This window comes from Streptomyces sp. NPDC003327, assembly GCF_053589515.1.
Genome location: NZ_JBSFSA010000024.1, coordinates 55525 through 80733, shown reverse-complemented (window position 1 = coordinate 80733; position 25209 = coordinate 55525). Strand labels below are relative to the sequence as shown.

Annotated in this window: 26 protein-coding genes; 13 read left to right on the top strand and 13 right to left on the bottom strand. The window is 73.9% G+C overall.

The features are described from left to right. Positions 1–145: 145 nt before the first annotated feature. The gene (locus tag ACWDVG_RS19610) at positions 146–577 is read left to right on the top strand and encodes a VOC family protein (RefSeq protein WP_451700532.1); all 432 of its coding nucleotides are present in this window, start codon (positions 146–148) and stop codon (positions 575–577) included. A 4-nt stretch (positions 578–581) separates the two neighbouring features. Here ACWDVG_RS19610 and ACWDVG_RS19605 read toward each other — a convergent pair whose 3' ends face one another. The 4 genes from ACWDVG_RS19605 to ACWDVG_RS19590 form a co-directional block, all read right to left on the bottom strand. Beyond that, positions 582–1610, bottom strand: coding sequence for a hypothetical protein (locus ACWDVG_RS19605; RefSeq protein WP_451700531.1), 1029 nt, complete (start codon positions 1608–1610; stop codon positions 582–584). A gap of 42 nt (positions 1611–1652) precedes the next feature. Further along, the gene (locus ACWDVG_RS19600; RefSeq protein ID WP_451700530.1) at positions 1653–2186 is read right to left on the bottom strand and encodes a GNAT family N-acetyltransferase; all 534 of its coding nucleotides are present in this window, start codon (positions 2184–2186) and stop codon (positions 1653–1655) included. A 120-nt stretch (positions 2187–2306) separates the two neighbouring features. Next, a complete protein-coding gene (locus ACWDVG_RS19595; RefSeq protein WP_451700529.1) occupies positions 2307–2486 on the bottom strand; it encodes a CsbD family protein in 180 nt (59 codons plus the stop codon). A gap of 202 nt (positions 2487–2688) precedes the next feature. Beyond that, positions 2689–4050, bottom strand: coding sequence for a glutamine synthetase family protein (locus ACWDVG_RS19590; protein ID WP_451700527.1), 1362 nt, complete (start codon positions 4048–4050; stop codon positions 2689–2691). A gap of 293 nt (positions 4051–4343) precedes the next feature. On the opposite strand from ACWDVG_RS19590, the gene ACWDVG_RS19585 reads away from it, so the two are divergent. The 4 genes from ACWDVG_RS19585 (at position 4344) to ACWDVG_RS19570 (ending at position 6729) form a co-directional block, all read left to right on the top strand. After that, entirely contained in the window at positions 4344–4727 is a 384-nt protein-coding gene (locus ACWDVG_RS19585) for a hypothetical protein (RefSeq protein WP_451700526.1), read from the top strand. Between the two features lie 78 nt (positions 4728–4805). After that, a complete protein-coding gene (locus tag ACWDVG_RS19580) occupies positions 4806–5483 on the top strand; it encodes a DUF3105 domain-containing protein (RefSeq protein ID WP_451700525.1) in 678 nt (225 codons plus the stop codon). Then, the gene (locus ACWDVG_RS19575) at positions 5480–6178 is read left to right on the top strand and encodes a DUF305 domain-containing protein (protein WP_451700524.1); all 699 of its coding nucleotides are present in this window, start codon (positions 5480–5482) and stop codon (positions 6176–6178) included. Before ACWDVG_RS19580 ends, ACWDVG_RS19575 begins: the two co-directional genes overlap by 4 nt. 131 nt (positions 6179–6309) lie before the next feature. Next, positions 6310–6729, top strand: a complete 420-nt coding sequence (locus ACWDVG_RS19570; protein WP_451700523.1) for a CBS domain-containing protein — start codon at positions 6310–6312, stop codon at positions 6727–6729. Here ACWDVG_RS19570 and ACWDVG_RS19565 read toward each other — a convergent pair. The 3 genes from ACWDVG_RS19565 to ACWDVG_RS19555 are packed head-to-tail and all read right to left on the bottom strand — an operon-like array spanning position 6714 to position 8491. After that, positions 6714–7592 carry an alpha/beta fold hydrolase gene (locus tag ACWDVG_RS19565; RefSeq protein ID WP_451700522.1) on the bottom strand — a complete coding sequence of 293 codons (879 nt, stop codon included), beginning with the start codon at positions 7590–7592 and terminating at the stop codon, positions 6714–6716. The two genes, ACWDVG_RS19570 and ACWDVG_RS19565, sit on opposite strands and share 16 nt — an antisense overlap. Beyond that, positions 7589–8308, bottom strand: coding sequence for a DUF998 domain-containing protein (locus ACWDVG_RS19560; protein ID WP_451700521.1), 720 nt, complete (start codon positions 8306–8308; stop codon positions 7589–7591). Before ACWDVG_RS19560 ends, ACWDVG_RS19565 begins: the two co-directional genes overlap by 4 nt. Before the next feature lie 6 nt (positions 8309–8314). Continuing rightward, positions 8315–8491, bottom strand: coding sequence for a hypothetical protein (locus ACWDVG_RS19555; RefSeq protein WP_451700520.1), 177 nt, complete (start codon positions 8489–8491; stop codon positions 8315–8317). Between the two features lie 186 nt (positions 8492–8677). On the opposite strand from ACWDVG_RS19555, the gene ACWDVG_RS19550 reads away from it, so the two are divergent. Next, positions 8678–10453 carry an NAD+ synthase gene (locus ACWDVG_RS19550; RefSeq protein WP_451700519.1) on the top strand — a complete coding sequence of 592 codons (1776 nt, stop codon included), beginning with the start codon at positions 8678–8680 and terminating at the stop codon, positions 10451–10453. Here ACWDVG_RS19550 and ACWDVG_RS19545 read toward each other — a convergent pair. Then, the gene (locus tag ACWDVG_RS19545; RefSeq protein WP_451700518.1) at positions 10419–11705 is read right to left on the bottom strand and encodes an MFS transporter; all 1287 of its coding nucleotides are present in this window, start codon (positions 11703–11705) and stop codon (positions 10419–10421) included. The two genes, ACWDVG_RS19550 and ACWDVG_RS19545, sit on opposite strands and share 35 nt — an antisense overlap. A 95-nt stretch (positions 11706–11800) precedes the next feature. Then, positions 11801–12889 carry an endonuclease/exonuclease/phosphatase family protein gene (locus tag ACWDVG_RS19540; protein WP_451700517.1) on the bottom strand — a complete coding sequence of 363 codons (1089 nt, stop codon included), beginning with the start codon at positions 12887–12889 and terminating at the stop codon, positions 11801–11803. A 345-nt stretch (positions 12890–13234) separates the two neighbouring features. Here ACWDVG_RS19540 and panB point away from each other — a divergent pair, with 345 nt between their 5' ends. The 3 genes from panB (at position 13235) to ACWDVG_RS19525 (ending at position 16063) form a co-directional block, all read left to right on the top strand. After that, positions 13235–14098, top strand: a complete 864-nt coding sequence (panB, locus tag ACWDVG_RS19535; protein WP_451700516.1) for a 3-methyl-2-oxobutanoate hydroxymethyltransferase — start codon at positions 13235–13237, stop codon at positions 14096–14098. Positions 14099–14207: 109 nt separating this feature from the next. After that, complete coding sequence (locus ACWDVG_RS19530; protein ID WP_451700515.1) at positions 14208–15209, top strand: ATP-binding cassette domain-containing protein; 1002 nt, start codon at positions 14208–14210, stop codon at positions 15207–15209. Next, positions 15206–16063: an ABC transporter permease gene (locus ACWDVG_RS19525; RefSeq protein WP_451700513.1), complete on the top strand. Its 858-nt coding sequence runs from the start codon at positions 15206–15208 to the stop codon at positions 16061–16063. Before ACWDVG_RS19530 ends, ACWDVG_RS19525 begins: the two co-directional genes overlap by 4 nt. Positions 16064–16076: 13 nt before the next feature. Here the strand turns inward: ACWDVG_RS19525 and ACWDVG_RS19520 are convergent, their stop codons facing one another. Then, on the bottom strand, positions 16077–19508 hold the full coding sequence (locus tag ACWDVG_RS19520) for an AfsR/SARP family transcriptional regulator (protein ID WP_451700512.1): 3432 nt from the start codon (positions 19506–19508) through the stop codon (positions 16077–16079). Between the two features lie 218 nt (positions 19509–19726). Between ACWDVG_RS19520 and ACWDVG_RS19515 the strand changes: the two genes are divergently transcribed. After that, positions 19727–20521, top strand: coding sequence for a site-2 protease family protein (locus ACWDVG_RS19515; RefSeq protein ID WP_451700511.1), 795 nt, complete (start codon positions 19727–19729; stop codon positions 20519–20521). A 25-nt stretch (positions 20522–20546) separates the two neighbouring features. On the opposite strand, the gene ACWDVG_RS19510 is transcribed toward ACWDVG_RS19515, so the two are convergent. Further along, positions 20547–20789, bottom strand: a complete 243-nt coding sequence (locus ACWDVG_RS19510) for a hypothetical protein (protein WP_451700510.1) — start codon at positions 20787–20789, stop codon at positions 20547–20549. A 92-nt stretch (positions 20790–20881) separates the two neighbouring features. After that, a complete protein-coding gene (gene npdG / locus ACWDVG_RS19505; protein WP_451700509.1) occupies positions 20882–21580 on the bottom strand; it encodes an NADPH-dependent F420 reductase in 699 nt (232 codons plus the stop codon). A 106-nt stretch (positions 21581–21686) separates the two neighbouring features. On the opposite strand from npdG, the gene ACWDVG_RS19500 reads away from it, so the two are divergent. Both ACWDVG_RS19500 and ACWDVG_RS19495 read left to right on the top strand, forming a co-directional pair. Further along, the gene (locus ACWDVG_RS19500; protein ID WP_451700508.1) at positions 21687–22289 is read left to right on the top strand and encodes a hypothetical protein; all 603 of its coding nucleotides are present in this window, start codon (positions 21687–21689) and stop codon (positions 22287–22289) included. 298 nt (positions 22290–22587) lie between these two features. After that, on the top strand, positions 22588–23943 hold the full coding sequence (locus tag ACWDVG_RS19495; protein WP_451700539.1) for an MFS transporter: 1356 nt from the start codon (positions 22588–22590) through the stop codon (positions 23941–23943). 38 nt (positions 23944–23981) lie between these two features. On the opposite strand, the gene ACWDVG_RS19490 is transcribed toward ACWDVG_RS19495, so the two are convergent. Beyond that, positions 23982–24224, bottom strand: coding sequence for a hypothetical protein (locus tag ACWDVG_RS19490; RefSeq protein WP_451700507.1), 243 nt, complete (start codon positions 24222–24224; stop codon positions 23982–23984). Between the two features lie 62 nt (positions 24225–24286). Between ACWDVG_RS19490 and map the strand changes: the two genes are divergently transcribed. Beyond that, on the top strand, positions 24287–25144 hold the full coding sequence (map, locus tag ACWDVG_RS19485) for a type I methionyl aminopeptidase (protein ID WP_451700506.1): 858 nt from the start codon (positions 24287–24289) through the stop codon (positions 25142–25144). Positions 25145–25209 lie beyond the last annotated feature (65 nt).

The window sequence follows — 25209 nt, the reverse complement described above, 5'->3', positions numbered from 1 at the left end:
CCAGCCGGTCCGGCGGTGCGGTCGGGCGGTTCGGCGTGCGCGAGGGGGGCCTCATGGGGGACGGTGGTACGGCCCCGGCGACGCGCCCGTCCGGACCGGCCGGACCCCTCGGCGCCGCCGACCGACACCGCAGGAGACGAACCTCATGAACTGGACGCTGGAAGTCGTCCCCGTCCCCGTCACCGACATGGACCGGGCCAAGGAGTTCTACGGCGACACGTGCGGCTTCAAGATCGACCTGGACGACGAGGTCGCGCCCGGCATGCGCATCATCCAGGCGACCCCGCCGGGCTCGCGCTGTTCCATCGCGATGCTCAGCGGCATGCCGACGATGCCGGGCGCGAAGGAGATGCCCCCGGGGACGCTCCACGGCCTCCAGCTCTGCGTGACGGACATCGAGGCGGCCCGCAGGGAACTCGTCGACCGCGGCGTCGAGGTCTCCCCCGTCATGCACGTCGGCGCGACGGGCTGGGAGGACGGCAAGGGCGAGACCTGGAACTCCTTCATGACCTTCGAGGACCCGGACGGCAACGGCTGGGTCGTCCAGGAGGCCCCGTCGGAACTCTCGGAACGCTGACCTCTCACGGCCGTCGGCGGGCCCCGCGCAGCCGCTCCCCGAGGGCCGCACGGGCCGCGGCCGTGCGCGCGCCCCGGTAGGCGAGCCGCGTCCGCCGGTGGTAGCGCCAGGGCACCGCGTCCACCCAGCCGTCCACCGCGTGGAAGTACCGCAGGGCCTCCCGGTGCCGCCCCTGCTGGTGCAGGCAGTGGGCCACCATGTGCTGGACGCGGGGCAGCGCCGGGTGCCCGTCGGCCCGCTCCGCGTCCCGCATCGCCGCGTCGAGCGCGTCCCGCATCTGCGGCGAGGTGAGCAGGGGGTACGTGTACGAGTCGTCGAGGGACGACTCGTACCAGGCGAACAGCGGCAGCGCGGCCAGCAGCGAGCCGGGGGGCGCGTCGGCGGCGGCCCGCTCCGCGAAGTCACGCGCCAGCTTGTGCGTCCCCCGCCACTTCGCGCTCCAGTACTGCAGGGCGGTGTAGTGGGCCTCGAAGTGGTGCGGATCGCGGGCGGCCAGCTCGTCCCAGAGCCTTCGCATGTCGTCCCGGGGGTACCCGAGGCCGAAGGCGATCCAGATCTCGACGACGTACGGGTTCGGGTCGTCGGGCGCGAGATGGGCCGCCCGCCGCACGTCGCCCCGCGCGGTGAAGAGCGCGCGGTGGAACCAGGTGAACCGGAAGGCGGGCGTCATGTCCGCCGTGAGGGCCCCGCGCAGCCGCCAGGCGTGACGCACCTGCGCCTGCGCGCGGACCAGCGCGGCGTCCGGGTCGCCCGGGCGGGCCCGCTCCCAGGCGCGTATCCACAGCGGCCACCACCATCCGCCCGCCCGCCCAAGCCGATGGCTGTAGTGGGCGCGCCGGGCGGCGTCGCCCTCCGCCTCGGCCATGAGCCGGGCCGCAGGCCGCCAGACACCGATCCCGGCCCACAGGACGGCCCGCAGCAGGGCGGGATCGGGGCCGATGAGCAGCTTGCTCTGCGGGCGCAGGGGGAACATCCCGAACCACAGCAGGGGGCCTGCCACGAGCAGGGCGAGGAGGGTCTGGCCGAAGGTCACGCTGGAGTATGCCGGAGGCAAGATCGTGCCAACAAGGGCGGGTCAGTCTCCTGCGCGCGCGGTCGCGCTCGCATCCCCGTGGTCGAACTCCAGGCGGAAGCGGCGGACCGCCTCGTCGTCCGACACGTGGCGCATGCCGGCGGCCAGCATCACCCGGTGCGAGGCGGTGTTGTCGAGGTCGGCGTCGCCCTTCACCCCGGCGGCCCCGGCCCGGCGGGCCAGGTCGACCAGGGCGCGCAGGGCCTCCGTCGCGTAACCGTTACCCCGGGCGCCGGGGGCGAGGCCGTAGCCGACGGTCGCGAAGCCGTCCTCGGCGGGCGGCCCGTGGAAGCCGATCCCGCCGACGGTGCGCCCGCCGTCCCGGAGCAGCACGGCGTACGGCCCGAACACCCCCGGGTCCCCGGTCTCCTCGGACACCTTCAGGAACCGCCGCATCGCGCCGAGGTCCCCCACGGAGGGATACCCCTCCTCCCACCGGTCGCCCGGCGCGGGCTCCCCCGCGAGGACGCGGTCGGCGTCGGCGACGGTCAGGGGGCGCAGCAGCAGTCGCTCGGTGGCGACGTCTCGTATGTCCACCGCGGCAGTCTGAGCGCCCGCGCCCCCGCCCGCCAGCGATTAACGCCCGCCGCCGCACCGGACAGTGGGGGCGCCACCGACGGTGGCGCCCCCACGGGGTCCGGCTCGGGAACCGCGGAACTACCGCTTCTTCACGGCGTCCTTGACGTTGCCCTTGACCTGCTGCGCTTCTCCCTTGAGCTCCTGCTGCTCGCCCTCGGCCCGCAGCCGCTCGTTGCCCGCGGCCTTGCCGACGCCCTGCTTGACGTTGCCGACCGTCTCGTTCGCGAGGCCCTCGGCCTTGTCCTTCTTGCCGGACATAACTTTCCTCCAGTTCGAAAGGGACACATCTCCGGCCAGGACGCCCGGGGCGCCCCTGGCCGCCTTCTCAGGTAGCCCGTTGGAGGACCGGCTACCCCGAAGGAAACGCCTCACTCCGCCCCGTTCGCCCCGCCGCACACCCAAGAAGGGCACCGCCTCGGGGAGACGGTGCCCTTCTTGCCGTGCCCGAGCCGACCCGCGGCTACAGCACCGGCAGGTTCTTCCGCAGCTCGAAGGCCGTGACCTCGGAGCGGTACTCCTCCCACTCCTGCTTCTTGTTGCGCAGGAAGAAGTCGAAGACGTGCTCGCCCAGCGTCTCGGCGACCAGTTCGCTCTTCTCCATCAGGGCGATCGCCTCGCCGAGGTTCTGCGGGAGGGGCTCGATGCCCATCGCGCGGCGCTCCGCGTCGGAGAGGGCCCACACGTCGTCGTCGGCGCCGGCCGGGAGTTCGTAGCCCTCCTCGATGCCCTTGAGGCCCGCGGCGAGGAGGACCGCGTAGGTGAGGTAGGGGTTGGCGCCCGAGTCGATGGAGCGGACCTCGACGCGGGAGGAGCCCGTCTTGCCCGGCTTGTACATGGGGACGCGGATCAGCGCGGAGCGGTTGTTGTGGCCCCAGCAGATGTACGAGGGGGCCTCGCCGCCCGAGCCGGCCGTGCGGGAGGAGCCGCCCCAGATGCGCTTGTAGGAGTTGACCCACTGGTTGGTGACGGCGGAGGTCTCGCCGGCGTGGCGCAGGAGGCCCGCGATGAAGGAGCGGCCGACCTTGGAGAGCTGGTACTCGGCGCCGGACTCGTAGAAGGCGTTCCGGTCGCCCTCGAAGAGCGAGAGGTGGGTGTGCATGCCGGAGCCGGGGTAGTCCGAGAACGGCTTCGGCATGAAGGTCGCCTGCACGCCCTGCTCCAGCGCCACCTGCTTCATGACGAGACGGAAGGTCATGATGTTGTCGGCCGTGGACAGCGCGTCCGCGTAGCGGAGGTCGATCTCCTGCTGACCCGGGGCGCCCTCGTGGTGCGAGAACTCGACCGAGATGCCCATCGATTCGAGCATGGTGATGGCCTGGCGGCGGAAGTCCATGCCCACGTTCTGCGGGGTGTGGTCGAAGTAGCCCGAGTTGTCGGCGGGGGTCGGCCGGGTGCCGTCGAGGGGCTTGTCCTTCAGCAGGAAGAACTCGATCTCGGGGTGGGTGTAGAAGGTGAAGCCGAGGTCGGACGCCTTGGCGAGGGCCCGCTTCAGGACGTACCGCGGGTCGGCGAAGGACGGGGAGCCGTCGGGCATGAGGATGTCGCAGAACATCCGGGCCGTGCCGGGGGCCTCCGCGCGCCAGGGCAGGATCTGGAAGGTGCCCGGGTCCGGCTTGGCGATCATGTCGGACTCGTAGACGCGGGCGAAGCCCTCGATCGCGGAGCCGTCGAAGCCGATGCCCTCGTCGAAGGCCTGCTCCAGCTCGGCCGGAGCCACGGCCACCGACTTCAGGAAGCCCAGGACGTCGGTGAACCACAGGCGCACGAAGCGGATGTCACGCTCTTCGAGCGTCCGGAGCACGAATTCCTGCTGCTTGTCCATTTCCACACCCATCCTCGCTGGTCAGGCCGCCTGCTCCCACCGCCTCGGGCATGTCGGGGGGCACCTGAGCATCCCACCACATGGTTTCGTGCACGTTGCAGACCCATCTTGCCCGTTCGACCGGGACACGGGTAACGGGGGAACGGCCGGATCCGACCGTGTGTGCGCGGTTCCGGTGTCCACCGGTCTCCGTCGAGTGGTACCCCGTTCGGCCCACGGAAGCCCTTCTCCCACTACGATCTCCGCCCATGGGGGCCCCACGGCTCGAACGCCCGTCCCGGCACGCGCGTCCCATGGCACTGGCGAGTGCCGTGGCGACGCTCCTCGCCGCGCTCTTCGTCTGTCTGGGTACGGGCGCGGTGACGGGACCGGGCGGCGCGCACGCCGGGCACGGCGGGACCGCAGCCGCCGTCGGTCAGGCAGAGGCGCAGGTCGCGCCGACCGTGGCCGGCGCCGGTTCCGGGGCCGCGTACGTCTGCCCGTACGACCGCGGAGACTGCTCCCTCTTCCCCTCCCTCGGCCCCGCGGTGCTGAGCGCTCCCCCGCTCGACCCGCCGCTGCACGTCGAGGACCGGCTCCCGCGCGTCGACGCGCTGACGGGCGACGGCCCCGCCCGCCGCTCGGGCGTCCTCCCGCGCGCACCCGACCTGCACGTCCTTCAGGTTCTCCGGACCTAGAGCTCCTCTCCGGACCTCCGGGCCCCGGACGCACCCCCTCGAACCGACACTCTCACCCCCCAAGAAGGACGACACACCATGGCCGCCAACCGCTCCTCCACCGCCGACCGTCGCGCCCGAATAGAGGAGATGCGCCGCGCCGAGCAGTCCCGCGAGCGCCGCAACCGCTTCCTCACCATCGGCATCTCCTCCGTCGTGGTGCTCGGCCTCGTCGGCTTCGGCTCGATCGTGCTGATGAAGAAGGCCGACGAGGAGGAGAAGAAGGAAGCCGCCGCGAAGGCCCCGATCGCGGCGGAGAAGAGCTGGGACCCGGCGAAGCTCGGCCGCAACCACGTCGAGACCGCCGTGAAGTACGAGATGAAGCCGCCGGTCGGCGGCGACCACCACCCCGTGTGGACGAACTGCGACGGCGACGTCTACGACAAGCCGATCTCCGAGGTGAACGCCGTGCACTCGCTGGAGCACGGTGCCGTCTGGGTGACGTACAACAAGAAGGCCGCCGAGGCCGACGTGAAGAAGCTGGCGGAGAAGGTCGGCAAGACGTCGTACTCGCTGATGAGCCCGGTCGACGACCAGGCCGGGGCGATCATGCTGTCCGCCTGGGGCAAGCAGGTGACCGTCGACGGCGCCGACGACCCGCGCGTGGACGCCTTCTTCACCAAGTACGTGAACGGCCCGCAGACCCCCGAGCCCGGCGCCGCCTGCACGGGCGGCGTGGGCGCCGACGGCCGGACCGGCACCGGGATGGGGCAGTGAGCCCGAAGCGGACGCGGTACGCGGCGGTCACCGCCGTCGCGCTCGCGGCGCTCTTCGCCGCGGGCGCGGTGACGGTCGCCTCCGCGGACCGCGACGGGGCTCCCCGTACACCGGACACGGCTTCGGCGGACGCCGGGTTCGCCCGGGACATGTCCGTCCACCACCAGCAGGCCGTCGAGATGTCGTTCATCGTCCGGGACCGCACCCAGGACGAGGCCGTGCGTCGGCTGGCGTACGACATCGCCAACACCCAGGCCAACCAGCGGGGCATGATGCTCGGCTGGCTGGACCTGTGGGGGCTGCCCAAGATCCGGGCGGGCGTCGAGCCGATGGCCTGGATGGGCATGGGCGGCACGGGCGACACGACCGGACACGGCGGTGCGCACGGCGGCACGGACGGGCACGGTGGCACGGCCGGGCACGGCGGCGGCGGGCCGCAGGACGGGGCCGTGATGCCGGGCATGGCGACGAAGACGCAGCTGGCGGAGTTGCGGAAGGCGTCGGGCCGGGACGCCGAGATCCTCTACCTGCGGCTGATGACCGCCCACCACAAGGGCGGGGTGCACATGGCCCAGGGCTGCGTCGACAGGTGCTCGGTGGACGTCGAGCGGAAGCTCGCGCAGGGCATGGTCGACGCCCAGGAGTCGGAGATCCTGCTCATGGCGGACATGCTGAGGCAGCGCGGCGCCTCCTGACGCCGCCGGCCCGGCGTGTCCACGGCACGGCCCCCGCGACCCGCTGCGGTCGCGGGGGCCGTGCCGTACGCCGAGAATGAGGGGGCTCGGGGACGTTCGTACGACGAGGTTCGACGAAAGGTACGCAGCCCATGACCACGGCGAAGGACATCATGCACCCCGGGGCCCGGTGGATCCCCGCCCACGAGACGCTCGACCGCGCCGCGCAGATGATGCGCGACCTGAACGTGGGCGCGCTGCCCATCGCCGACCAGGACGAACGGCTCTGCGGCATCCTCACGGACCGCGACATCGTCGTCGGCTGTGTGGCGATGGGCCACGACCCGGCCAAGGTCACCTGTGGCGAGATGGCCAAGGGCACCCCGCGCTGGATCGACGCGGGCGCGGACGTGGAGGAGGTCCTCGACGAGATGCAGGGCCACCAGATCCGGCGGCTGCCCGTCATCGAGGACAAGCGGCTGGTCGGCATGATCAGCGAGGCCGATCTGGCCCGGCAGCTCTCGGACGACCAGCTGAAGGCGTTCTGCGCGAGCGTCTACGCCGCTTCCTGACGCCGGCGCCCCGGCGTCTCCAGGACGACTCCGGCCACCGTGCCGGGGGCGTCCCGCATCACCAGATGGCCCGACGGTCCGGCCGCCTCGTAGCGGGCGCCGAGCCGCCGGGCCAGCGCGCGTTGGCGCCGCTCCCAGCGGGTGGAGCCGTCGGGGGCGGCGAGCACGGTCACGGGCAGGTCCGGCGGGAGCGGGTGCCGGGCGCGCAGGTCGAGGAGCTCGGCGGCGACCGCGCCGTACCAGGCGTTCTCCAGGAGGGCGCCGCGCAGGACCCGCGAGGTGCCGTAGACGCGGCGGAGGAGGGCGGGCGGCGTCGGGTCGTGCCGTACGGCCGCGCGGCGCAGCGCCGGGCCGAGCGCGGTGGGCAGTCCGGCGGCGGCCAGTGCGGCGCCGAGGAGGCGGGAGGCGCGGCCGGAGGCGGGGCGGGGCCGGTCCTCGACGGAGGAGTCGAGGAGGACGAGTCCGGCGGTACGGGTGGGGTGGAGCCGGGCGAAGGCCTCGACGTGGAACCCGGCGATCGAGTGCCCGACGATCGTCGCGGGGCCGTGGTGGCCGAGGGCGTCGAGGACGGCGGCGATCCGGTCGGCCTCGCCGGCGGCGGTGGGCGGCGCGGCGGCGGCCTCGGAGAGGCCGTGGCCGGGGCGGTCGAAGCGGACGACGGTACGGTGCGGGGCGAGGAGCGGGACGACGGGGTCCCAGTCGAACCAGCTCAGCGCGAGCCCGGCGCTCAGGACGCAGACCGGTCCCGAGCCCTCGACGAGGACGTGGTGGGCGGTGCCCCCGATCCGTACGAACCGACCCGTCCGGGCGGGCTCCAGGGGTCGGGCGGGCTCCCCGGGCCCTCCCGGTCGTGCGGGGGTCATCGCGCTTCCCGGGCGAGCGAGCGGGCGAGCGAGCGGGCGAGGACGGCGAGCCAGACCGCCACGAGGAGGACCTGGAGCCGCTGGCCCGCTCCCAGGGACCAGGTGCCCTTCCCGGCCTCGAAGGCGGCGACGGCGGCCAGGGTCCAGGCGGTGGCGGCGAGTTCCAGGGCGACGAGGACGGGGCCGGTACGGGCGAGGGGGTGCCAGAGGCGGTGGCGGCGGGCGGCGAGGGTGAGGAGGACCATCGCGGCCAGGGCGCCGGTCATGGCGAGCCCGGAGCTGACGGCGTGGGCCGTGTGGGTGGCGGGCACGAGCCCGGCGGTCTCGCGGGCCGCGCACTCGGGGTCGGCGGTGGGCGCGCAGCTGAGCGGGAGGCGCGAGTCGACGGCGGTGGCGGCACCGAAGAGCGCGAGGGCGAGCCAGCCGGCGGTGAGCAGCCGACCGCCGGTGGGGGGTTGTTCCGCCCCGGAGGTGCGGGGGCGGCGGCGGGTCGCGAGGAGGCCGGCCGTGGCGCCCGCGAGGACGAGGAGTCCGGCGACGAGGTCCGTGGCGCGGAAGAGGCCGCCGAGGGGCTGGTCGACGGCGGCGAGTTCGGAGACGTACGTCCGGACGGGGTCGAGGCCGGTCCGCACGACGACCTCCAGGACCCAGGCGGTGTACGCGAGGGCGCCGAGTGCCAGCAGGACGGCGGCGGCGCGCGTGACGTTCCCGGGCATGGTGGGTCAGACGTCGGAGCGCGCCGGAAGGTTCCCGGTGGCCGCCGGGACGGGGACGGCCGGGCTCGGCGTACGGGAGGGGAGCGCCGGGGGGAGGCGTCGTGCGGTGCCGTCGTCCGGCGGGCCCGCGACGGCGCTCCCCGCGGGCCGTGGCCGCTCCGCCGGACCGTCCGTGGTCGTCATGGGTTCATGATCACGGGGGCGCGGGTTCCCCGCACGTCGAGCCCGTGGCGAGCCGCACCTCCGTCCGCGGGCCCGGCCACCCGTCCGGCCGCGGGGCGTGCGGCGGCCGGCCGCGCGGGGCCTCCGCGGAGCTTCGGGCCACGTTTCGCAGGACATAGCGTCGGTTTGACGATTACACTGGGGCGCGTGCCTCAACTACGCCTCGCCCTCAATCAGATCGACTCGACCGTCGGAGACGTCGCCGGAAACGCCGAGGCGATCGTGCACTGGACCCGGCACGCCGCCGGGCAGGGCGCGCACCTCGTCGCGTTCCCCGAGATGGCGCTGACCGGCTATCCCGTCGAGGACCTCGCGCTGCGCGCCTCCTTCGTCGAGGCCTCCCGGGCCGCCCTGGAGGGGCTGGCCCGGCGCCTCGCCGACGAGGGGTTCGGCGAGCTGCCGGTCGTCGTCGGCTACCTCGACCGCTCCGAGCGGGCCGAGCCCCGGCTCGGGCGGCCCGCCGGGTCGCCGGAGAACGCCGCGGCCGTGCTGCACCGGGGCGAGGTGGTGCTGCGCTTCGCCAAGCACCACCTGCCCAACTACGGCGTCTTCGACGAGTACCGCTACTTCGTGCAGGGCGACACCCTGCCGGTCGTCCGGGTCCACGGGATCGACGTGGCCCTCGCGATCTGCGAGGACCTGTGGCAGGAGGGCGGCCGGGTGCCGGCGGCGCGGGCCGCGCGCGCCGGGCTGCTGCTGTCCGTCAACGCCTCGCCGTACGAGCGGAACAAGGACGACACCCGGCTCGAACTGGTCCGCAAGCGGGCCCAGGAGGCGGGCTGCACGACCGCCTACCTGGCGACGACGGGCGGCCAGGACGAGCTGGTCTTCGACGGCGACTCGATCGTCGTGGACGCGGCGGGCGAGGTCGTCGCCCGGGCCCCGCAGTTCGTCGAGGGCAGCGTGATCCTCGACCTGGAGCTGCCGGCGGCGGACCCCGGCGCCCCGGCGCCGGGGACGGTCGTGGACGACGGGCTGCGGATCGACCGGGCGGTGCTCGCCGGGCCCGCCGGCGAGGTGCTGCCCGCGTACGAACCGGAGCTGACGGGTGGTTACGCGCACCGGCTGGACGACGACGAGGAGGTGTACTCGGCGCTCGTGATCGGCCTGCGGGCGTACGTCGCGAAGAACGGTTTCCGCTCGGTGCTCGTCGGGCTGTCCGGCGGCATCGACTCGGCGCTGGTGGCGGCGATCGCCTGCGACGCGGTCGGGGCGGGGAACGTGTACGGGGTCTCGATGCCGTCGAAGTACTCCTCCGACCACTCGCGCGCCGACGCCGCCGAGCTGGCCCGCCGCACCGGCCTGAACTTCCGCACCGTGTCGATCGAGCCGATGTTCGACGCGTACATGGGGGCGCTCGGCCTCACCGGACTCGCGGAGGAGAACCTCCAGTCGCGGCTGCGCGGGACGACCCTGATGGCGATCTCCAACCAGGAGGGCCACCTCGTCCTCGCGCCGGGCAACAAGTCCGAGCTGGCGGTGGGGTACTCGACGCTGTACGGCGACTCCGTCGGCGCCTACGGGCCGATCAAGGACGTCTACAAGTCGGACGTCTTCCGGCTGGCGCGCTGGCGCAACCGGGCGGCCGAGGAGCGCGAGCAGACCCCGCCGATCCCGGAGAACTCGATCGCGAAGCCGCCCAGCGCCGAGCTGCGGCCCGGGCAGGTCGACACGGACTCGCTGCCGGACTACGACGTCCTCGACCGGATCCTCGCCCTGTACGTGGACCGGGACCAGGGCAGGGACGCGATCGTGGCGGCCGGTTTCGACGAGGAGCTGGTGGCGAGGACGCTGCGGATGGTGGACACCGCGGAGTACAAGCGGCGCCAGTACCCGCCGGGCACCAAGATCTCGGCGAAGGGCTTCGGCAAGGACCGGCGGCTGCCGATCACGAACCGGTGGCGCGAGACGACACCGTCCTGATCCGCGAGTCGGCGGAGACGGCGTCGGCTCGGGCATCCCCGTCGGAGTCGGCACCGGCACCGGGCTCGGCGGCGAGGGGGCTTCCCGCGACCAGGCGGGAGGCCCCCTCGCCCGTACGGTCGAGCAGACCCGCGACGGCGGCGACGGCCAGGCCGACCACGGCGAGGCCCGCGCCGACGAGCGCCGGGGAGGTCCAGCCCCAGCCCGCGGCGACGGCGGCGCCGCCCGCCCACGCGCCGCCCGCGTTGGCCAGGTTGAAGGCCGAGTGGTTGGAGGCGGAGGCGAGGGTCGGCGCGTCCTTGGCCTTGTTCATGACCAGCATCTGGAGCGGGGTGGTGGTCAGGAAGCCGACCGCGCCGAGCACGACGACCGTGACGAGGGCCAGCCACGGCACGTGGACGGTGAACCGGAAGGCGACCAGGGTCAGGGCGAGCGCGGCGAGCGAACCGTACAGGGTCGGGCGCAGCGCCCGGTCGGTGAGCGGCCCCGCGGCGAGCGCGCCGCCCGTCATGCCGAGGCCGAAGAGGGCGAGGACGACCGTGACGGTGGACTCGCCGAAGCCCATCACCTCGGTGGTCATCGAGGCGAGGTACGCGTAGACGGCGAAGACCCCGGCGAAGCCGAAGACCGCGGTGAGCAGGCCGAGCAGCACCTGCGGGCGGCCGAGGGCGCGCAGCTCGCGGCCGAGGCCCTGCCGCGCGTCGACGGGGACGTGCGGGACGAGACGGGCGAGCGCTGCCATGGCGACCAGGCCGATGACGGAGACCACGAGGAAGGTGGCCCGCCAGCCGAGGTGCTGGCCGAGGAGGGTCGCGGCCGGTACGCCGAGGATGTTGGCGACGGTCAGGCCGAGGAACATCGTGGCCACCGCCCGCGCCTGCCGGTCCTCGCTCACGAGGCGGGCGGCGACGACGGCGCCGACGCCGAAGAACGCGCCGTGCGGGAGCCCGGCGAGGACCCGGCCCGCGAGGAGCCAGCCGTAGCCGGGCGCGAGGGCGGAGGCGAGGTTGCCGACGGTGAAGAGGGCCATCAGGAGCAGCAGCATCCGCTTGCGCGGGACGCGGGAGCCGAGGGCGGTGAGCAGCGGGGCCCCGAGGACGACTCCGACGGCGTACGCGGAGACGAGGTGCCCGGCGGTGGGGACGGAGGTGCCGAGGTCGTCGGCGACGTTGGGCAGCAGGCCCATCATCACGAACTCGGTGGTGCCGATGCCGAAGGCGGAGACGGCGAGGGCGAGCAACGCCAGGGGCATGAGGGGGAGGCCTTTCCGGAAGTTAGTTCTTCGACTGAACAAATCATCTCAGCCGATTTCTTCCGGAGGGTGGACGGGGACGTGAAGGGGAGGTTTCAGAGCTGCACGCGGGCGGCGACCGGCAGGTGGTCGCTGTCCGTCGCCGGGAGCGCCCAGGACGACACGGGCTCGACGCCGCGCACCATGATCTGGTCGATCCGGGCCATCGGGAAGCCGGCCGGCCAGCTGAAGCCGAAGCCGTCGCCCGCGGCGCCCTGGGTGGAGCGCAGCTGCGAGGTGACGGCGTTGAGGGCGCGGTCGTTCATCGTGCCGTTGAGGTCGCCGAGGAGGACGATCCGCTCGGTCGGGTCGGCGGCGATGGCCTCGCCGAGGGCGTCGGCGCTGGTGTCGCGCTGGTTGGCGGTGAAGCCGGCGTCGAGCCGCACCCGCACGGACGGCAGGTGGGCGACGTACACCCGCATGTCGCCCTTCGGGGTCACGACGGTGGCCCGCATGGCGCGGGTCCAGCCCATGTGGATGTCGACGGGCTGCGCGGAGCGGAGCGGCAGTTTGCTCCAGAGGCCGACCGTGCCCTGGACGGAGTGGTACGGGTAGGTCGCGGCGAGGCCCTGTTCGTAGACCGGGACCATGTCGCCCTTCAGCTCCTCCAGGGCCAGCACGTCGGCGCCGGAGGCGGCCAGCTCGGCCGCCGTGCCCTCGGGGTCCGGGTTGTCGGCGTTCACGTTGTGCGTGGCGACGGTGAGGTCGCCGCCCGCGGAGGACTTGTCGGCGACCAGGCCACCGAAGAGGTTGAGCCAGACGACGGCGGGCAGCAGCAGCGCGATCAGGGCGGTGGCGGAGCGGCGCAGCAGCGCGAGGACGAGGAGGAGGGGGAGGAGGAGGCCCAGCCAGGGGAGGAAGGTCTCGGTGAGGCTGCCGAGGTTGCCGACCCGGTTGGGGATCTCCGCGTGGAACACCATGAGGAGCGTGAGCACCACGCAGAACAGGGCGAGGAGGACGCCGCGGCGCCAGATGCCGGGGTCTCGGCGGAGCCGGTCGGCCGCGGCCCTGAACCGGGAGCCGGAGCCGGGGGCGGGGGCCGAGCCGGAGCCGGGGGCGGTCGGGGGTGCGGAGTGGGGGGCGGGGGCCGGTCCTGGCCGGGAGCCGGGGTGCTCGTTTCCCGCGCCGCCGTCGGTTCCCGTCATGTCCACCCGCGCCATCGCCCGTCCTCACTGCCTTGCTGCCTTGCGGCCCTGCTGCGTGACCCGGCATCGACCCTAGGCGATGACGGGACCGTCGTACTCCCCCAGGGACGACTCGCGTGTACGGCGGGGTTCCTGCTGGTGGCGCGGGCGGCCCGGCTGTGACAGAACGCGCACATTCGTGCGCCCGTCACCCGTCCGTACGCCCCACCCTCGCGTGCGTACGTGTCGGGCGTGTGAACAGCGCCACTCCGGCCCACTTCCCCGTCCCGCCGCCGAAGTGCCACCATGGATGTGGTCCGGGGACGCCGTCAGGGCGCCTCGAGATGACTCTAGGAGCCGTTCACCATGACGCTTCAGGCTGCCCAGAAACCGCCCGCCGACAGCGGCAAGGCGCTGTACGGCGGCAAGGGCACGCGCCGCCTCACCGTCCACGACATCGCCGCCGCCAAGACCCGCGGCGAGAAGTGGCCCATGCTCACCGCCTACGACGCGATGACCGCCTCCGTCTTCGACGAGGCCGGCATCCCGGTGATCCTCGTCGGCGACTCCATGGGCAACTGTCACCTCGGCTACGACACCACCGTGCCCGTCACGATGGACGAGATGACCCTGCTCTCCGCCGCCGTCGTACGGGGCACGAAGCGCGCCCTCGTCGTCGGCGACCTGCCCTTCGGCTCGTACCAGGAGGGGGCCGTCCAGGCCCTGCGCAACGCCACCCGGCTGGTCAAGGACGCCGGCGTGGGCGCGATCAAGCTGGAGGGCGGCGAGCGCTCCCTGCCGCAGACCGAACTGCTCGTCCAGGCGGGCATCCCGGTCATGTCCCACCTGGGCCTGACCCCGCAGTCCGTGAACACCATGGGCTACCGGGTCCAGGGCCGTTCCGACGAGGCCGCGCACAAGCTGCTGCGCGACGCCAAGGCGGCGCAGGACGCGGGCGCCTTCGCGGTCGTCCTGGAGCTCGTGCCGGCCGAACTGGCCGCCGAGGTCACCCGTTCGCTGCACATCCCGACCATCGGCATCGGCGCGGGTCCCGACACGGACGCGCAGGTCCTCGTCTGGACCGACATGGCCGGGCTGACCGGCGGCAAGGTCCCGCGCTTCACCAAGCAGTACGCCAACCTCCGCGAGACGCTCGGCGACGCCGCCCGCGCCTTCGCCGAGGACGTGGCCGGCGGGGCGTTCCCCGCCGAGGAGCACACCTTCCACTAGCCGTCGCGGCACCACGGGAAAAGGGCCGACAGCCCGCCGACGTCCCCCGTCGGCGGGCTGTCGGCCGTCTGTCGGGGGATTGTCGGTGGCGGCTGGTCCACTGGGGACCATGACGCGATCACACACCAACGCCGTCGAGGTCAGGGGCCTCGTGAAGCACTTCGGCGCGACGAAGGCCCTGGACGGGGTCGACCTGGACGTCCGGGAGGGCACCGTCCTCGGTGTCCTCGGGCCGAACGGCGCCGGCAAGACCACCCTCGTCCGCTGTCTTTCCACCCTCCTCGTCCCCGACGCCGGGACCGCCACCGTCGCCGGGTACGACGTGGTGAAGCACCCCCGCCAGCTGCGCCGCACGATCGGCCTCACCGGCCAGTACGCCTCGGTCGACGAGAAGCTGTCCGGCTGGGAGAACCTGTACATGATCGGGCGGCTGCTCGACCTCTCCCGCCCGGACGCCCGCCGCCGCGCGGACGAGATGCTGGAGCGGTTCTCCCTGACGGAGGCCGCGAAGCGCCCCGCGATGACGTACTCCGGCGGCATGCGGCGCCGCCTCGACCTCGCCGCCTCGATGATCGGGCAGCCGGCCGTCCTCTACCTGGACGAGCCGACCACCGGCCTCGACCCGCGCACCCGCAACGAGGTGTGGGACGAGGTGCAGCGCATGGTCGCCGAGGGCGTGACCGTGCTGCTCACCACCCAGTACATGGAGGAGGCGGAGCAGCTCGCCAGCGAGCTGACCGTCGTCGACCGCGGGAAGGTCATCGCCAAGGGCGGTGTCGACGAGCTGAAGGCCAAGGTCGGCGGGCGCACCCTCAAGGTCCGCCCGGTGGACCCGGGGCAGCTCTCCGCGATGGCGGCCGCGCTTCACGAGACCGGCCTCGACGGCGTCGCGGGCGCCACCGTCGTACCGGACGAGGGTGCGCTGTACGTGCCGATCCTGACCGACCAGCAGCTGACCGCGGTCGTCGCCCTGCTGGGCGCGCGCGGCTTCGGCATCGCCCACATCGGCACCCACCTGCCGAGCCTGGACGAGGTGTTCCTGGCCATCACCGGCCAGAAGACCACGCCGTCCGACCTGTCCGACGCGATCAGCGAGGAGGTCGCCGCATGAGCACGACCACCACCGTCACCAAGTCCCCCGTCGACTCGCCGGGCCCGGCCGCGGCACGCCCCGCGCCCCGCGCGGAGGGCCGGATCGGCCTGCGGGCGAACCTCCGGCACATCACGGCCCTGGCCCGCCGCAACGCCCTCCAGATCAAGCAGGACCCGGAGTCGATGTTCGACGCCGTCCTGATGCCGATCATCTTCATCCTGCTGTTCGTGTACGTCTTCGGCGGCGCCATCGCCGGCAAGGGCAACAACGACGTGTACGTGAACTACGTGACCCCCGGCCTGATGGCGATGATGGGCATGAACATCGCCATGGCCGTCGGGGTCGGCATCAACGACGACTTCAAGAAGGGGGTCATGGACCGGTTCCGGACGATGCCGATCGCCCGGTCCTCCGTCCTGATCGCGAAGATCGTCGTCGAGGTCGGCCGGATGCTGATCGCCACCGCGATCCTGCTCGGCATGGGCTTCCTGCTCGGCCTGGAGATCCACACGTCCTTCCTGCACCTGCTGGCGGCGATCGGCCTGTCGATGGTCTTCGGCGCCTCGCTGATGTGGATCTTCATCCTGCTCGGGCTGAGCCTGAAGACCGCGCAGGCGGTCCAGGGCATGGCGATGCTGGTCCTGATGCCGCTCCAGTTCGGCTCCTCGATCTTCGCCCCGACGACCTCGATGCCGGGCTGGCTGGAGACCTTCACCGACTACAACCCGCTGTCGAACCTCGCCGACGCCGCCCGCAACCTGATCAACGGCGGTCCGGTCGCCCACTCGGTGTGGATGACGCTCGGCTGGGCGCTGGCGATCACCGTCGTCACGGCGCCGCTCGCGGTGACCAAGTTCCGCAAGAAGACCTGAGTCCGGCGGGGGGTCAGGACTCGGCGCGCTCTCTGATCGCGTCGGCGGCGCGACCGAGCAGGGCGGCGGCCTCCTCCAGGGAGAGGCCGCCGCCCTCGGCGTACGCCGCCGCGAACTCCGCCTCCCCGAGGACCTTCCGGCTCAGTTCCGTGGCCCGCGCCAGGTTCTCCCGCTCCATGCCCGGCGACCGGTGCCCCTCGGGGACGAAGCCCTCGCGTGCGCCGAGCAGCACCGCCGCGAGGCGCGCCTCACCGCCGGGAGCGGCGGGGGTCGTGGCGTCCGTCGTGGCGCCGCTCGTGGCGTCGGCCCCGGCGTCCGCGCCCAGGCCGGCGAGTGCCCAGGCGGCGATGACCACGATCACCGACGGCATGTGCGGGGCGATCATCAGCGACAGCGCGCCGAGCGAGCGGTCGTACGCCTCCCTGGCGCGGACGAGGGCGGAGGCGTAGAGCCCCTCGACGTCGTCGAGCCACGCCAGGCTGCCGAGCGTGAAGCCCTCGAAGAGGGACAGGGTCTCGGAGCCGAACTCCTCCAGGAGGCGTTCGAGGTGGTGCCGGGCCTCGGCGGTCCGCCCGCTGCGGCCGAGCGCCGTGGCGAGGAACAGCCGGGCGCCGAGCATCGGCTCGTGCCCGCGGGCGGTCCCGCCGTCCAGGATCTGCCGCAGGATCGCCTCGCCCTCCTCCGGGCGCCCCGTCTCGATGAGGATGTCGGCGTACCGGGCGCGCAGCAGCGCCGTCTGCGACTGGGCGCCGATCTTCTCCGCGTAACCGATCGCCGCCTCGAAGTCCTCGGCCGCGGCCTCGAATTCGAGCCGTCGCTCGCGGGCCTCCGCCCGGGCGGAGAGCGCCTCCGCCGCGCCCCAGGCGTCACCGAGCCGGACGAAGATCTCCAGGCTCTCGTCGGCGTCGGTGATCGCGCTCAGGGCGAGGTCGGACCGGTTGGCGAGCATGTTGGCGCGCATCTGGAGGAGGTTGGCCAGCTCCCAGCGGTAGCCGTGGCGGCGGCAGGTCTCGACGGTCGTGTCGAGGACCTCGCGGAGCCTGTCCGCCTCGCCGATGAGGAGGATCGCGAAGACGCCGAAGGAGCCGGGCAGCCGGCACGTCTGGGGCAGCCCCGGCCGGTAGACGGCGGTGATCTCGCGGAGCCGGTCCACGCCCTCGGGGCTGGTCCAGCGGCCGGTCTCGTGGTCCATGTTGAGCAGTTCCACGAGCCGCACCCCGCGCCGGGCCTCCCAGCGCTGTTCCTCGGCGAGGGGCGGCGGCGCGGCCGTGCACGGCTCGTGCAGGGGTACGACGGGGGCGGCGGGCGGCGCGAACGGATCGGGCCCGAGCGCGGCGGCCGCCCGGGACCAGTACAGGGCGTCGGACCGCAGGTCGCGCATCTGCCAGTACCAGAGCAGGGAGTGCACGAGGACCAGCGCCTCGTCCTCGTCCCGGGCGTCGACGGCCCGGCGCAGGGCGGTGCGCAGGTTGCCGTACTCGACCTCGAAGCGGGCCATGGCGGCGACCTGTCCGGGTCCGCGCAGGAGCGGGTCGCCGGTGCGGGCGAGTTCGCGGTAGTACGTCAGGTGGCGCCGCTCGACCTCCGCCCGCTCCCCCACCTCGTCCAGCCGCTCCCCCGCGTACTCCGCCACCGTCTCAAGGAGCCGGTACCGCATGCCGCCCTCACCGGGCGCGGCCACCACCAGCGACTTGTCGACCAGCGCCGCCACCACGTCGAACACGCCCGCCGCCCCCGGCCCCGCCGGCAGCGGCCCGCAGACCGCCTCCGCCGCCTCCAGGTCGCACCCGCCCGTACACACCGACAACCGCCGCAGCACCGCCCGCTCCGGCCCGTCCAGCAACTCCCACGACCAGTCCACGACCGCCCGCAACGTCTGCTGACGCGGCAGCACCGTCCGCGCCCCCGACGTCAGCAGCCGGAACCGGTCGTCCAGCCGCTCCGCCACCTGCCGCACCGTCAGCATCCGCAACCGCGCCGCCGCCAGCTCGATCGCCAGCGGCAGCCCGTCGAGCCGCCGGCACACCTCCTCCACCGCCCCCGGATCCTCCTCCACCCGGAACCCCGGGCGCGCCGCCGCACCCCGCTCCCCCAGCAACCGCACCGCCGCCTCCACCGGCAACGGCCCCAACGGCCGCACCACCTCACCCGGCACCCCCAACGGCTCCCGGCTCGTCGCCAGAACCCGCACCTCCGGGCAACGGGCCAGCAGCGTCTCGGCGAGCACCGCCGCCGCACCGACCACGTGCTCACAGTTGTCGAGGAGGAGCAGCATCCGCCGCCCCGCGCAGTGCTCCACAAGCCGGTCGACGGGGTCGCCGCCGCCGCGCAGCTCCTCGGCGCCCGCACCGCGCAGCACGGTCTCCCGCGCCCCGACGGCGGCGAGTACGGTCTCGGCGACGGCCTCCGGGTCGCGTACGGGGGCGAGTTCGGCCACCCACGCCCCGTCGGGCCAGTCCTCGGCGCCGCGCTCGGCCGCCTCCTGCGACAGGCGCGTCTTCCCCGCCCCGCCGGGGCCGAGGAGGGTCACGAGCCGGGCGCCGCGCAGGTCCTCGCGGACGGCGGCGATCTCCTCGTCCCGCCCGACGAAGCTGGTCAGACGGGCCCGCAGATTGCCGGGGGTGCGGGGTGGGGGCGCGGGCGCGGTCGTCTTCGGGGCGGGGGCGGGGGCCGGGGCCGGGGCCGGGGCGGGGGCCGGGGCCGGGGCGGGGGCCGGGGCCGGGGCGGGGGCGAGCAGCTCCGCGTGGAGGGCGCGCAGGGCCGGTGACGGGTCCGTGCCGAGGCGGGTGGAGAGGGCGCGGCGCACCGTCTCGTAGGCGGCGAGGGCCTCGGCGGGGCGGCCGGTGGCGCGCAGGGCCCGGATGCGGAGGGCCTGGAGCGGCTCGTCCAGGGGGTGGGCGGCGCACAGGGCGGTGAGTTCGGGGAGGGCGTCGGCCGCGGCGCCGAGCGCCAGGGTGGCGCCGAGCCGGGCGCGGCGGGCGTCGAGTCGGCGGGCCTCCCGGCGGGCGGCCTCGGCGTCCCGGTCGGGGAGGTCGGCGAGGGCGGGCCCCCGCCAGAGGCCGAGGGCCTCGTCGAGGAGCCGGGCCGCCGTCTCCGGGTCCCCGGCGTCGAGGGCGGCGGTCCCGTCGGCGGTGAGGCGTTCGAAGCGGTGGAGGTCCACGTCCTCGGGTGCGGCGTCGAGCCGGTAGCCGCCCTCGGCGGAGACGATCCGGTCGCGGCCGAGCGCCCTGCGGAGCCGGCCGACGAGGGCCTGGAGCGCGGCGACCGCGTCGGCGGGCGGTTCGTCGCCGTGCCAGACCTCGTCGACGAGGACGCCGACGGGCACGGTCCGCCCCGGGCGCAGGGCGAGCACGGTGAGGAGCGCACGGACCCGGGGCCCTCCGACGGCCCGGTCCGTGCCGTCGGTCGCGTGGGCCCGCGTGGGGCCGAGGAGGGAGTAGCGCACGGCCCCATTCTCCGCGAGCCCCCGCACGGGGGCCCGTAGGGGGCGCCGGCCGCTGCCCGTACGGGGGCGGGGCCCGGTACCCGGAGAGGTCCCGGATGAGTACCGATGCGGGCTCCGGGCAGGAACTCGGGGCGGCGGGCGGTACGTTTCCCGCACACCGGCCGTCCTTGCGGCCACCGACCGCGCAGTGCCCCTTCCCCGTCCCCTGGAGTTCCGCGATGACCACGGCCACCACCCGGCGCCACGAACGGCGGATCAGCCCCGTCTTCCTGGCGATCCTCGCCGTCATGGCCGTCACCGGCTGGGCGGTGTGGACGGACTTCGCCGCCTCCCCCGGGCTCGCGGTGTTCCTCTTCGTCACCTCGGCGTGGGTGGTGTCGCTCTGTCTCCACGAGTACGCGCACGCCCGCACCGCGCTGCACGGCGGGGACATCACCGTGGGCGCCAAGGGCTACCTGACGCTGAACCCGCTCGCGTACACCCACGCCGTGCTCAGCGTCGTGCTGCCGGTCCTGTTCGTGATCATGGGCGGGATCGGTCTGCCGGGCGGCGCCGTCTTCATCGAGCAGGGCCGGATCAGGGGCCGCTGGAAGCACAGCCTCGTCTCGGCGGCCGGCCCGCTCGCCAACGTCCTCTTCGCGCTCGTCTGCACGGCGCCGTTCTGGCTGGACGCGCTCGACGGCGTGCCGCCCGCCTTCCGGTACGCGCTCGCCTTCCTGGCGTTCCTCCAGGTGACGGCGGCGCTCCTGAACCTGCTGCCGGTGCCGGGCCTGGACGGCTACGGAATCCTGGAGCCCTGGCTGTCGTACAAGGTGAAGCGACAGGTCGAGCCGTACGCGCCGTACGGCTTCTTCGTCGTGATAGCCCTGCTGTTCGTGCCGGCGGTCAACGACGCCTTCTTCGACGCGATCGACGCGCTGATGCGCTCGCTCGGCGTGCCGGAGCTCAGCCGGTACTGCGGCTCGCAGCTGTTCCGCTTCTGGCAGGAGACCCCGGAGTTCTGCGCGGTCTAGACCCGGCGGTGAGGGGCCCGCGGGGTCATCCCTGCGGCTGGGCGGCGGCCTTCTCGGCCTTGGCGCGGCGGAGGTAGTACCAGGCCATGTTGGAGGAGAGACCGGCGAGGAGGATCCACACGATGCCGAGGAAGCTGCCCTGGACGAAGGAGACGACGGCCGCGGCGACGGCCAGGGCGCAGACCACGAGGGCGTAGAGGGCGAGGCGGGGCATGGGGGTCGGCTCCTGTCCGGGTACGGCTGACGGTGCCCGTCCAGTGTCCCCCATGCCCCGAAGCGTCCCGTCTCCGGCTCCGCCCCCGGCCGCTCCGGGGCCGGCGGCAGCCGACGGGTCGCCCGGGGCGACGGGCGGCCGGGGGCTCAGACGTCGGTGATCCGCAGGCCCGCGTGGGCCTTGTAGCGGCGGTTGACCGAGATCAGGTTGGCGACGAGCGACTCGACCTGGTGGGCGTTGCGGAGGCGGCCCGCGAAGACGCCGCGCATGCCGGGGATGCGGCCGGCCAGGGCCTGGACGGTCTCGACGTCGGCGCGCTCCTCGCCGAGCACCATGACGTCCGTGTCGATCTCGTCGATCGAGGCGTCCTGGAGGAGGACGGCGGAGAGGTGGTGGAAGGCGGCCGTGACCCGGGAGTCCGGCAGCAGCGCGGCGGCCTGCTCGGCGGCGGAGCCCTCCTCGGGCTTGAGGGCGTAGGCGCCCTTCTTGTCGAAGCCGAGCGGGTTGACGCAGTCGACGACGAGCTTGCCGGCGAGTTCCTCGCGCAGGGACTCCAGGGTCTTGGCGTGCCCGTCCCACGGGACGGCGACGATGACGATGTCGCTGCGGCGCGCGCACTCGGCGTTGTCGGCGCCCTCGACGCCGTGGCCGACCTGCGCGGCGGCCTCGCGCGCCCGGTCGGCGGCGCGGGACCCGATGATCACCCGCTGCCCGGCCTTGGCGAGGCGGAAGGCGAGGCCGCGGCCCTGGTCCCCGGTGCCGCCGAGGACGCCGACGACGAGGCCGGAGACGTCGGGGAGGTCCCACGGATCCTTCGGGGCGGGCTTGCTGTCAGTCGTAGTCATGGCCCCGACATTACCGACCGGTCGGGGTGCCGGGGCCGCTCCCGTACGGGTGGAACTCCACCGATCCGCCACCCGGCGGCCCCGGCCGGGTGCAGGATGCGGGCCCATGGATGCCGTACGGGTCGCGTTGCTGCGGGAAGTGCTGGCCGGGACCGAGTGGCCGGGCGCGGCGCGCCGGTTCGCGGGCGCGCTGCGGTCCTCGTTGGTGCCGCACCGGAGCGGGCTGCTCCTGGTCGGCACGCGCGCGTACGAGCCCTGGCACCTGGCGGCGCACCTCGTCGACGAGGCGGCGTGGTCCGGGCTGCCCCAGCTGGCGCCGACGCTGGTGCGCCACCGGGTGCGGGCGGACGCCCCGGCGCACCTGTCGGTGGGGCTCGGCCGTCTCGCGGCGGCGGGGCGGGGGGCGACGCTGCTGATGGTGGCGCCCCGGCGGCCGGACGACGAGCTGCTCCAGCGGGTGCACGACGCCCGCCGGGCGGGGGCGACGGTGCTGGCCCTGGACGCCGGGGACACGGAGGTGCGGGGCCTCGCGCACGAGGCGCTGTCGGTGACGGAGGGCTCGGCCGTGGACCTGGACACCGTGCAGCACCTGGTCAGCGCGGCGGCGGGCGAGAACAGCCTGCCGTCGCCGCACGGCCGCCGCCGGTTCGCCGACCGGCTCGCCCGGCTCGCCGACCGGCTGACGGCACCGCCGCCGCCCCGCTGGTGACACGACGACCGCCGGGCGCGGCCCGCGACCGGGCTCGGCCCGCGACCGGGCTCGGGCCAGCGACCGGGCCCGGGATCGGGTGCGGCCCGGGGTCGGGGTCGGGTGCGGCCCGGGGTCGGGGTCGGGTGCGGCCCGCGACAAGGTGGCGCGGGCGGGACCGCGACGGGGTGCGCGGGCGGGGCCGCGGCGAGGTGCGCGGGCGGGACCGCGGGCGGGACGGCGAGCGGGGCTGCGGGCGGGCCGGTAATCCGGTTGCCCTCGGCACCGAACCCCCGGACGATGAGCCCTCGTGTCGTCGATGTCGTCGAAGCTCTCCGCCCTGCTGCCCGATCCGGCGCCGTGGCGCGCCTCCCGTGACTTCCGGCTGCTGTGGGTCCAGGGTCTGGTGACCTTCTTCAGCAGCGCCATGGCCATGGTCGCCCTGCCGCTGCAGATCAAGGAACTGACCGGCTCGCCGCTCGCCGTCGGCGCGATGGGCGCCGTCGAACTGGTGCCGCTGGTGGTCTTCGGGCTGTACGGCGGGGCGCTGGCCGACGCCGTCGACCGGCGGAGGGTGATCCTCGGCACGGAGGCGGGGCTCGGGCTGCTCGCGCTGCTGCTGTTCCTGAACGCGCTGCTGCCGGACCCGATGCTGTGGCCGCTGTACGTCGTCGCGGCCGGGGTCTCCGCGCTCGCGGGGCTCCAGCGGCCCGCCCTGGACTCGCTGCTGGCGCGGATCGTGGCGCACGAGCACCAGACGGCGGCGGCCGCGCTGAACTCGCTGCGCTGGCAGACCGGCGCCATCGCGGGCCCGGCCGTCGCCGGGCTCGTCGTGGCGTACGCGGGTCACGCCCCGGCGTACGGGGTGACGATCGCCGGGTTCGCGCTCTCGGTGCTGCTCTGCCGCCGGCTCTCCCCGGCGCCGCCCGCGCACGACGCCGAGAAGCCCTCGCTGCGGGGCATCGCGGAGGGCGCGCGGTACGCGTGGTCGCGGCCGGTGCTCCTGGGGACGTACGCGGTCGATCTGGCCGCGATGCTCTTCGCCTTCCCGAACGCGATCTTCCCGTTCCTCGCGGACGAGCTGGACGCGGACTGGTCACTGGGCCTGATGTACGCGGCGGGCTCGGTGGGCTCGCTGGTCCTCGGGCTCACCAGCGGCTGGACGTCGAAGGTGCGGCGGCACGGACTGCTCGTGGTCGGCGGGGCGGCCGGCTGGGGGCTGGCGATCGCTGCGGCCGGCTGGTTCGGGAACGTCTGGCTGGTGCTGCTCTGCCTGGCCTTCGCGGGGGCGGGCGACATGCTGAGCGGGCTCGGCCGCTCCACGATCTGGAACCAGACGATCCCCGAGGAGCTGCGCGGCCGCCTCGCGGGCATCGAGGTGCTCTCGTACAGCGTCGGCCCGCAGCTGGGTCAGGTGCGGGCGGGTGCGATGGCGGGCTGGACCGGGACGAGGGCGGCGGTCTGGAGCGGCGGCGTGGCGTGCGTCGCCTCGGTGGGCCTGCTCTGTCTGGCGCTGCCGAAGCTGCTGACGTACGACTCCGACACCGACGAGGACTCCCTCGCCCGCAAGGCCCGGCAAGCGCAGGAGGCCGAGCAGGCCCGCCAGGCCCAGCAGGCCCAGCAGACCCAGCATGGGGAACAGGCCGAGCAGCGGGAGGCGCCCGCCACCGGCTGATCGGCCGGTCGCGGGCGGGCGCCCCCCGCACCCGGACGCTAGTCAGGGGTCCCGTCGGAGCGGGGCGCGTCCCCCGGGGCGTCGTGCCACTTCGGGTCGGTCTCCCACTCCAGGTTCCGCTCGCGGGCGGTCTCCATGGCGTGGGCGGCCTCCTCCCGGCTGCCGTAGGGGCCGAACCGGTTCTTCGCGGGGCAGTCGGGGCCCTCCTCGACCTTCTTGTGCTCCAGGCAGTAGAACCACTCGCCCGCTTTTCCTGCGGTGCGCTTCTTGAACAGGGCCATCGTCGTCGGCTCCTTCCTCCGAGACCCATGCTGCCCCACCCGCTGTCGTTAAACTCGCTGACATGTCTGGCCAGTCGCTTCTCGTACCGGGGGAGCTCTCCCCCCCTCGCTCCGTTCCCGGCTCCATCCGCCGCCCCGAGTACGTCGGGAAGCCCGCTCCCGCCCCGTACACCGGGCCCGAGGTGCAGGATTCCGACACCATCGAGCGGATGCGGATCGCCGGCCGCATCGCCGCGCGGGCGATGGAGGAGGCCGCCAAGCACATCGCCCCGGGTGTCACCACCGACGAGCTCGACCGGGTCGCGCACGAGTTCATGTGCGACCACGGCGCCTACCCGTCCACGCTGGGCTACCGCGGCTTCCCCAAGTCGCTGTGCGCCTCGGTCAACGAGGTCATCTGCCACGGCATCCCCGACTCCACGGTGCTGCGGGACGGCGACATCGTGAACCTCGACGTCACGGCGTACATCAACGGCGTGCACGGCGACAACAACGCCACCTACCTCTGCGGCGACGTCGACGAGGAGTCGCGGCTGCTCGTGGAGCGCACCCGGGAGTCCCTCAACCGGGCCGTCAAGGCCGTGAAGCCGGGCCGCCAGATCAACATCATCGGCCGGGTCATCGAGTCGTACGCGAAGCGCTTCGGCTACGGCGTCGTGCGCGACTTCACCGGGCACGGCATCAACTCGTCCTTCCACTCCGGCCTGATCGTGCCGCACTACGACTCGCCCCACCACACCACCGTCATCAAGACCGGCATGACCTTCACGATCGAGCCGATGCTCACCCTCGGCACCCACGACTACGACATGTGGGACGACGGCTGGACCGTGGTGACGAAGGACCGCAAGCGGACGGCGCAGTTCGAGCACACCCTCGTGGTGACGGAGGACGGGGCGGAAATCCTGACGTTGCCCTGACCCCTCGGAGGGGTACGTCTCTTACCGACAGGACGTCGGGAACCGTTGACTTAGGCATGCCTAAC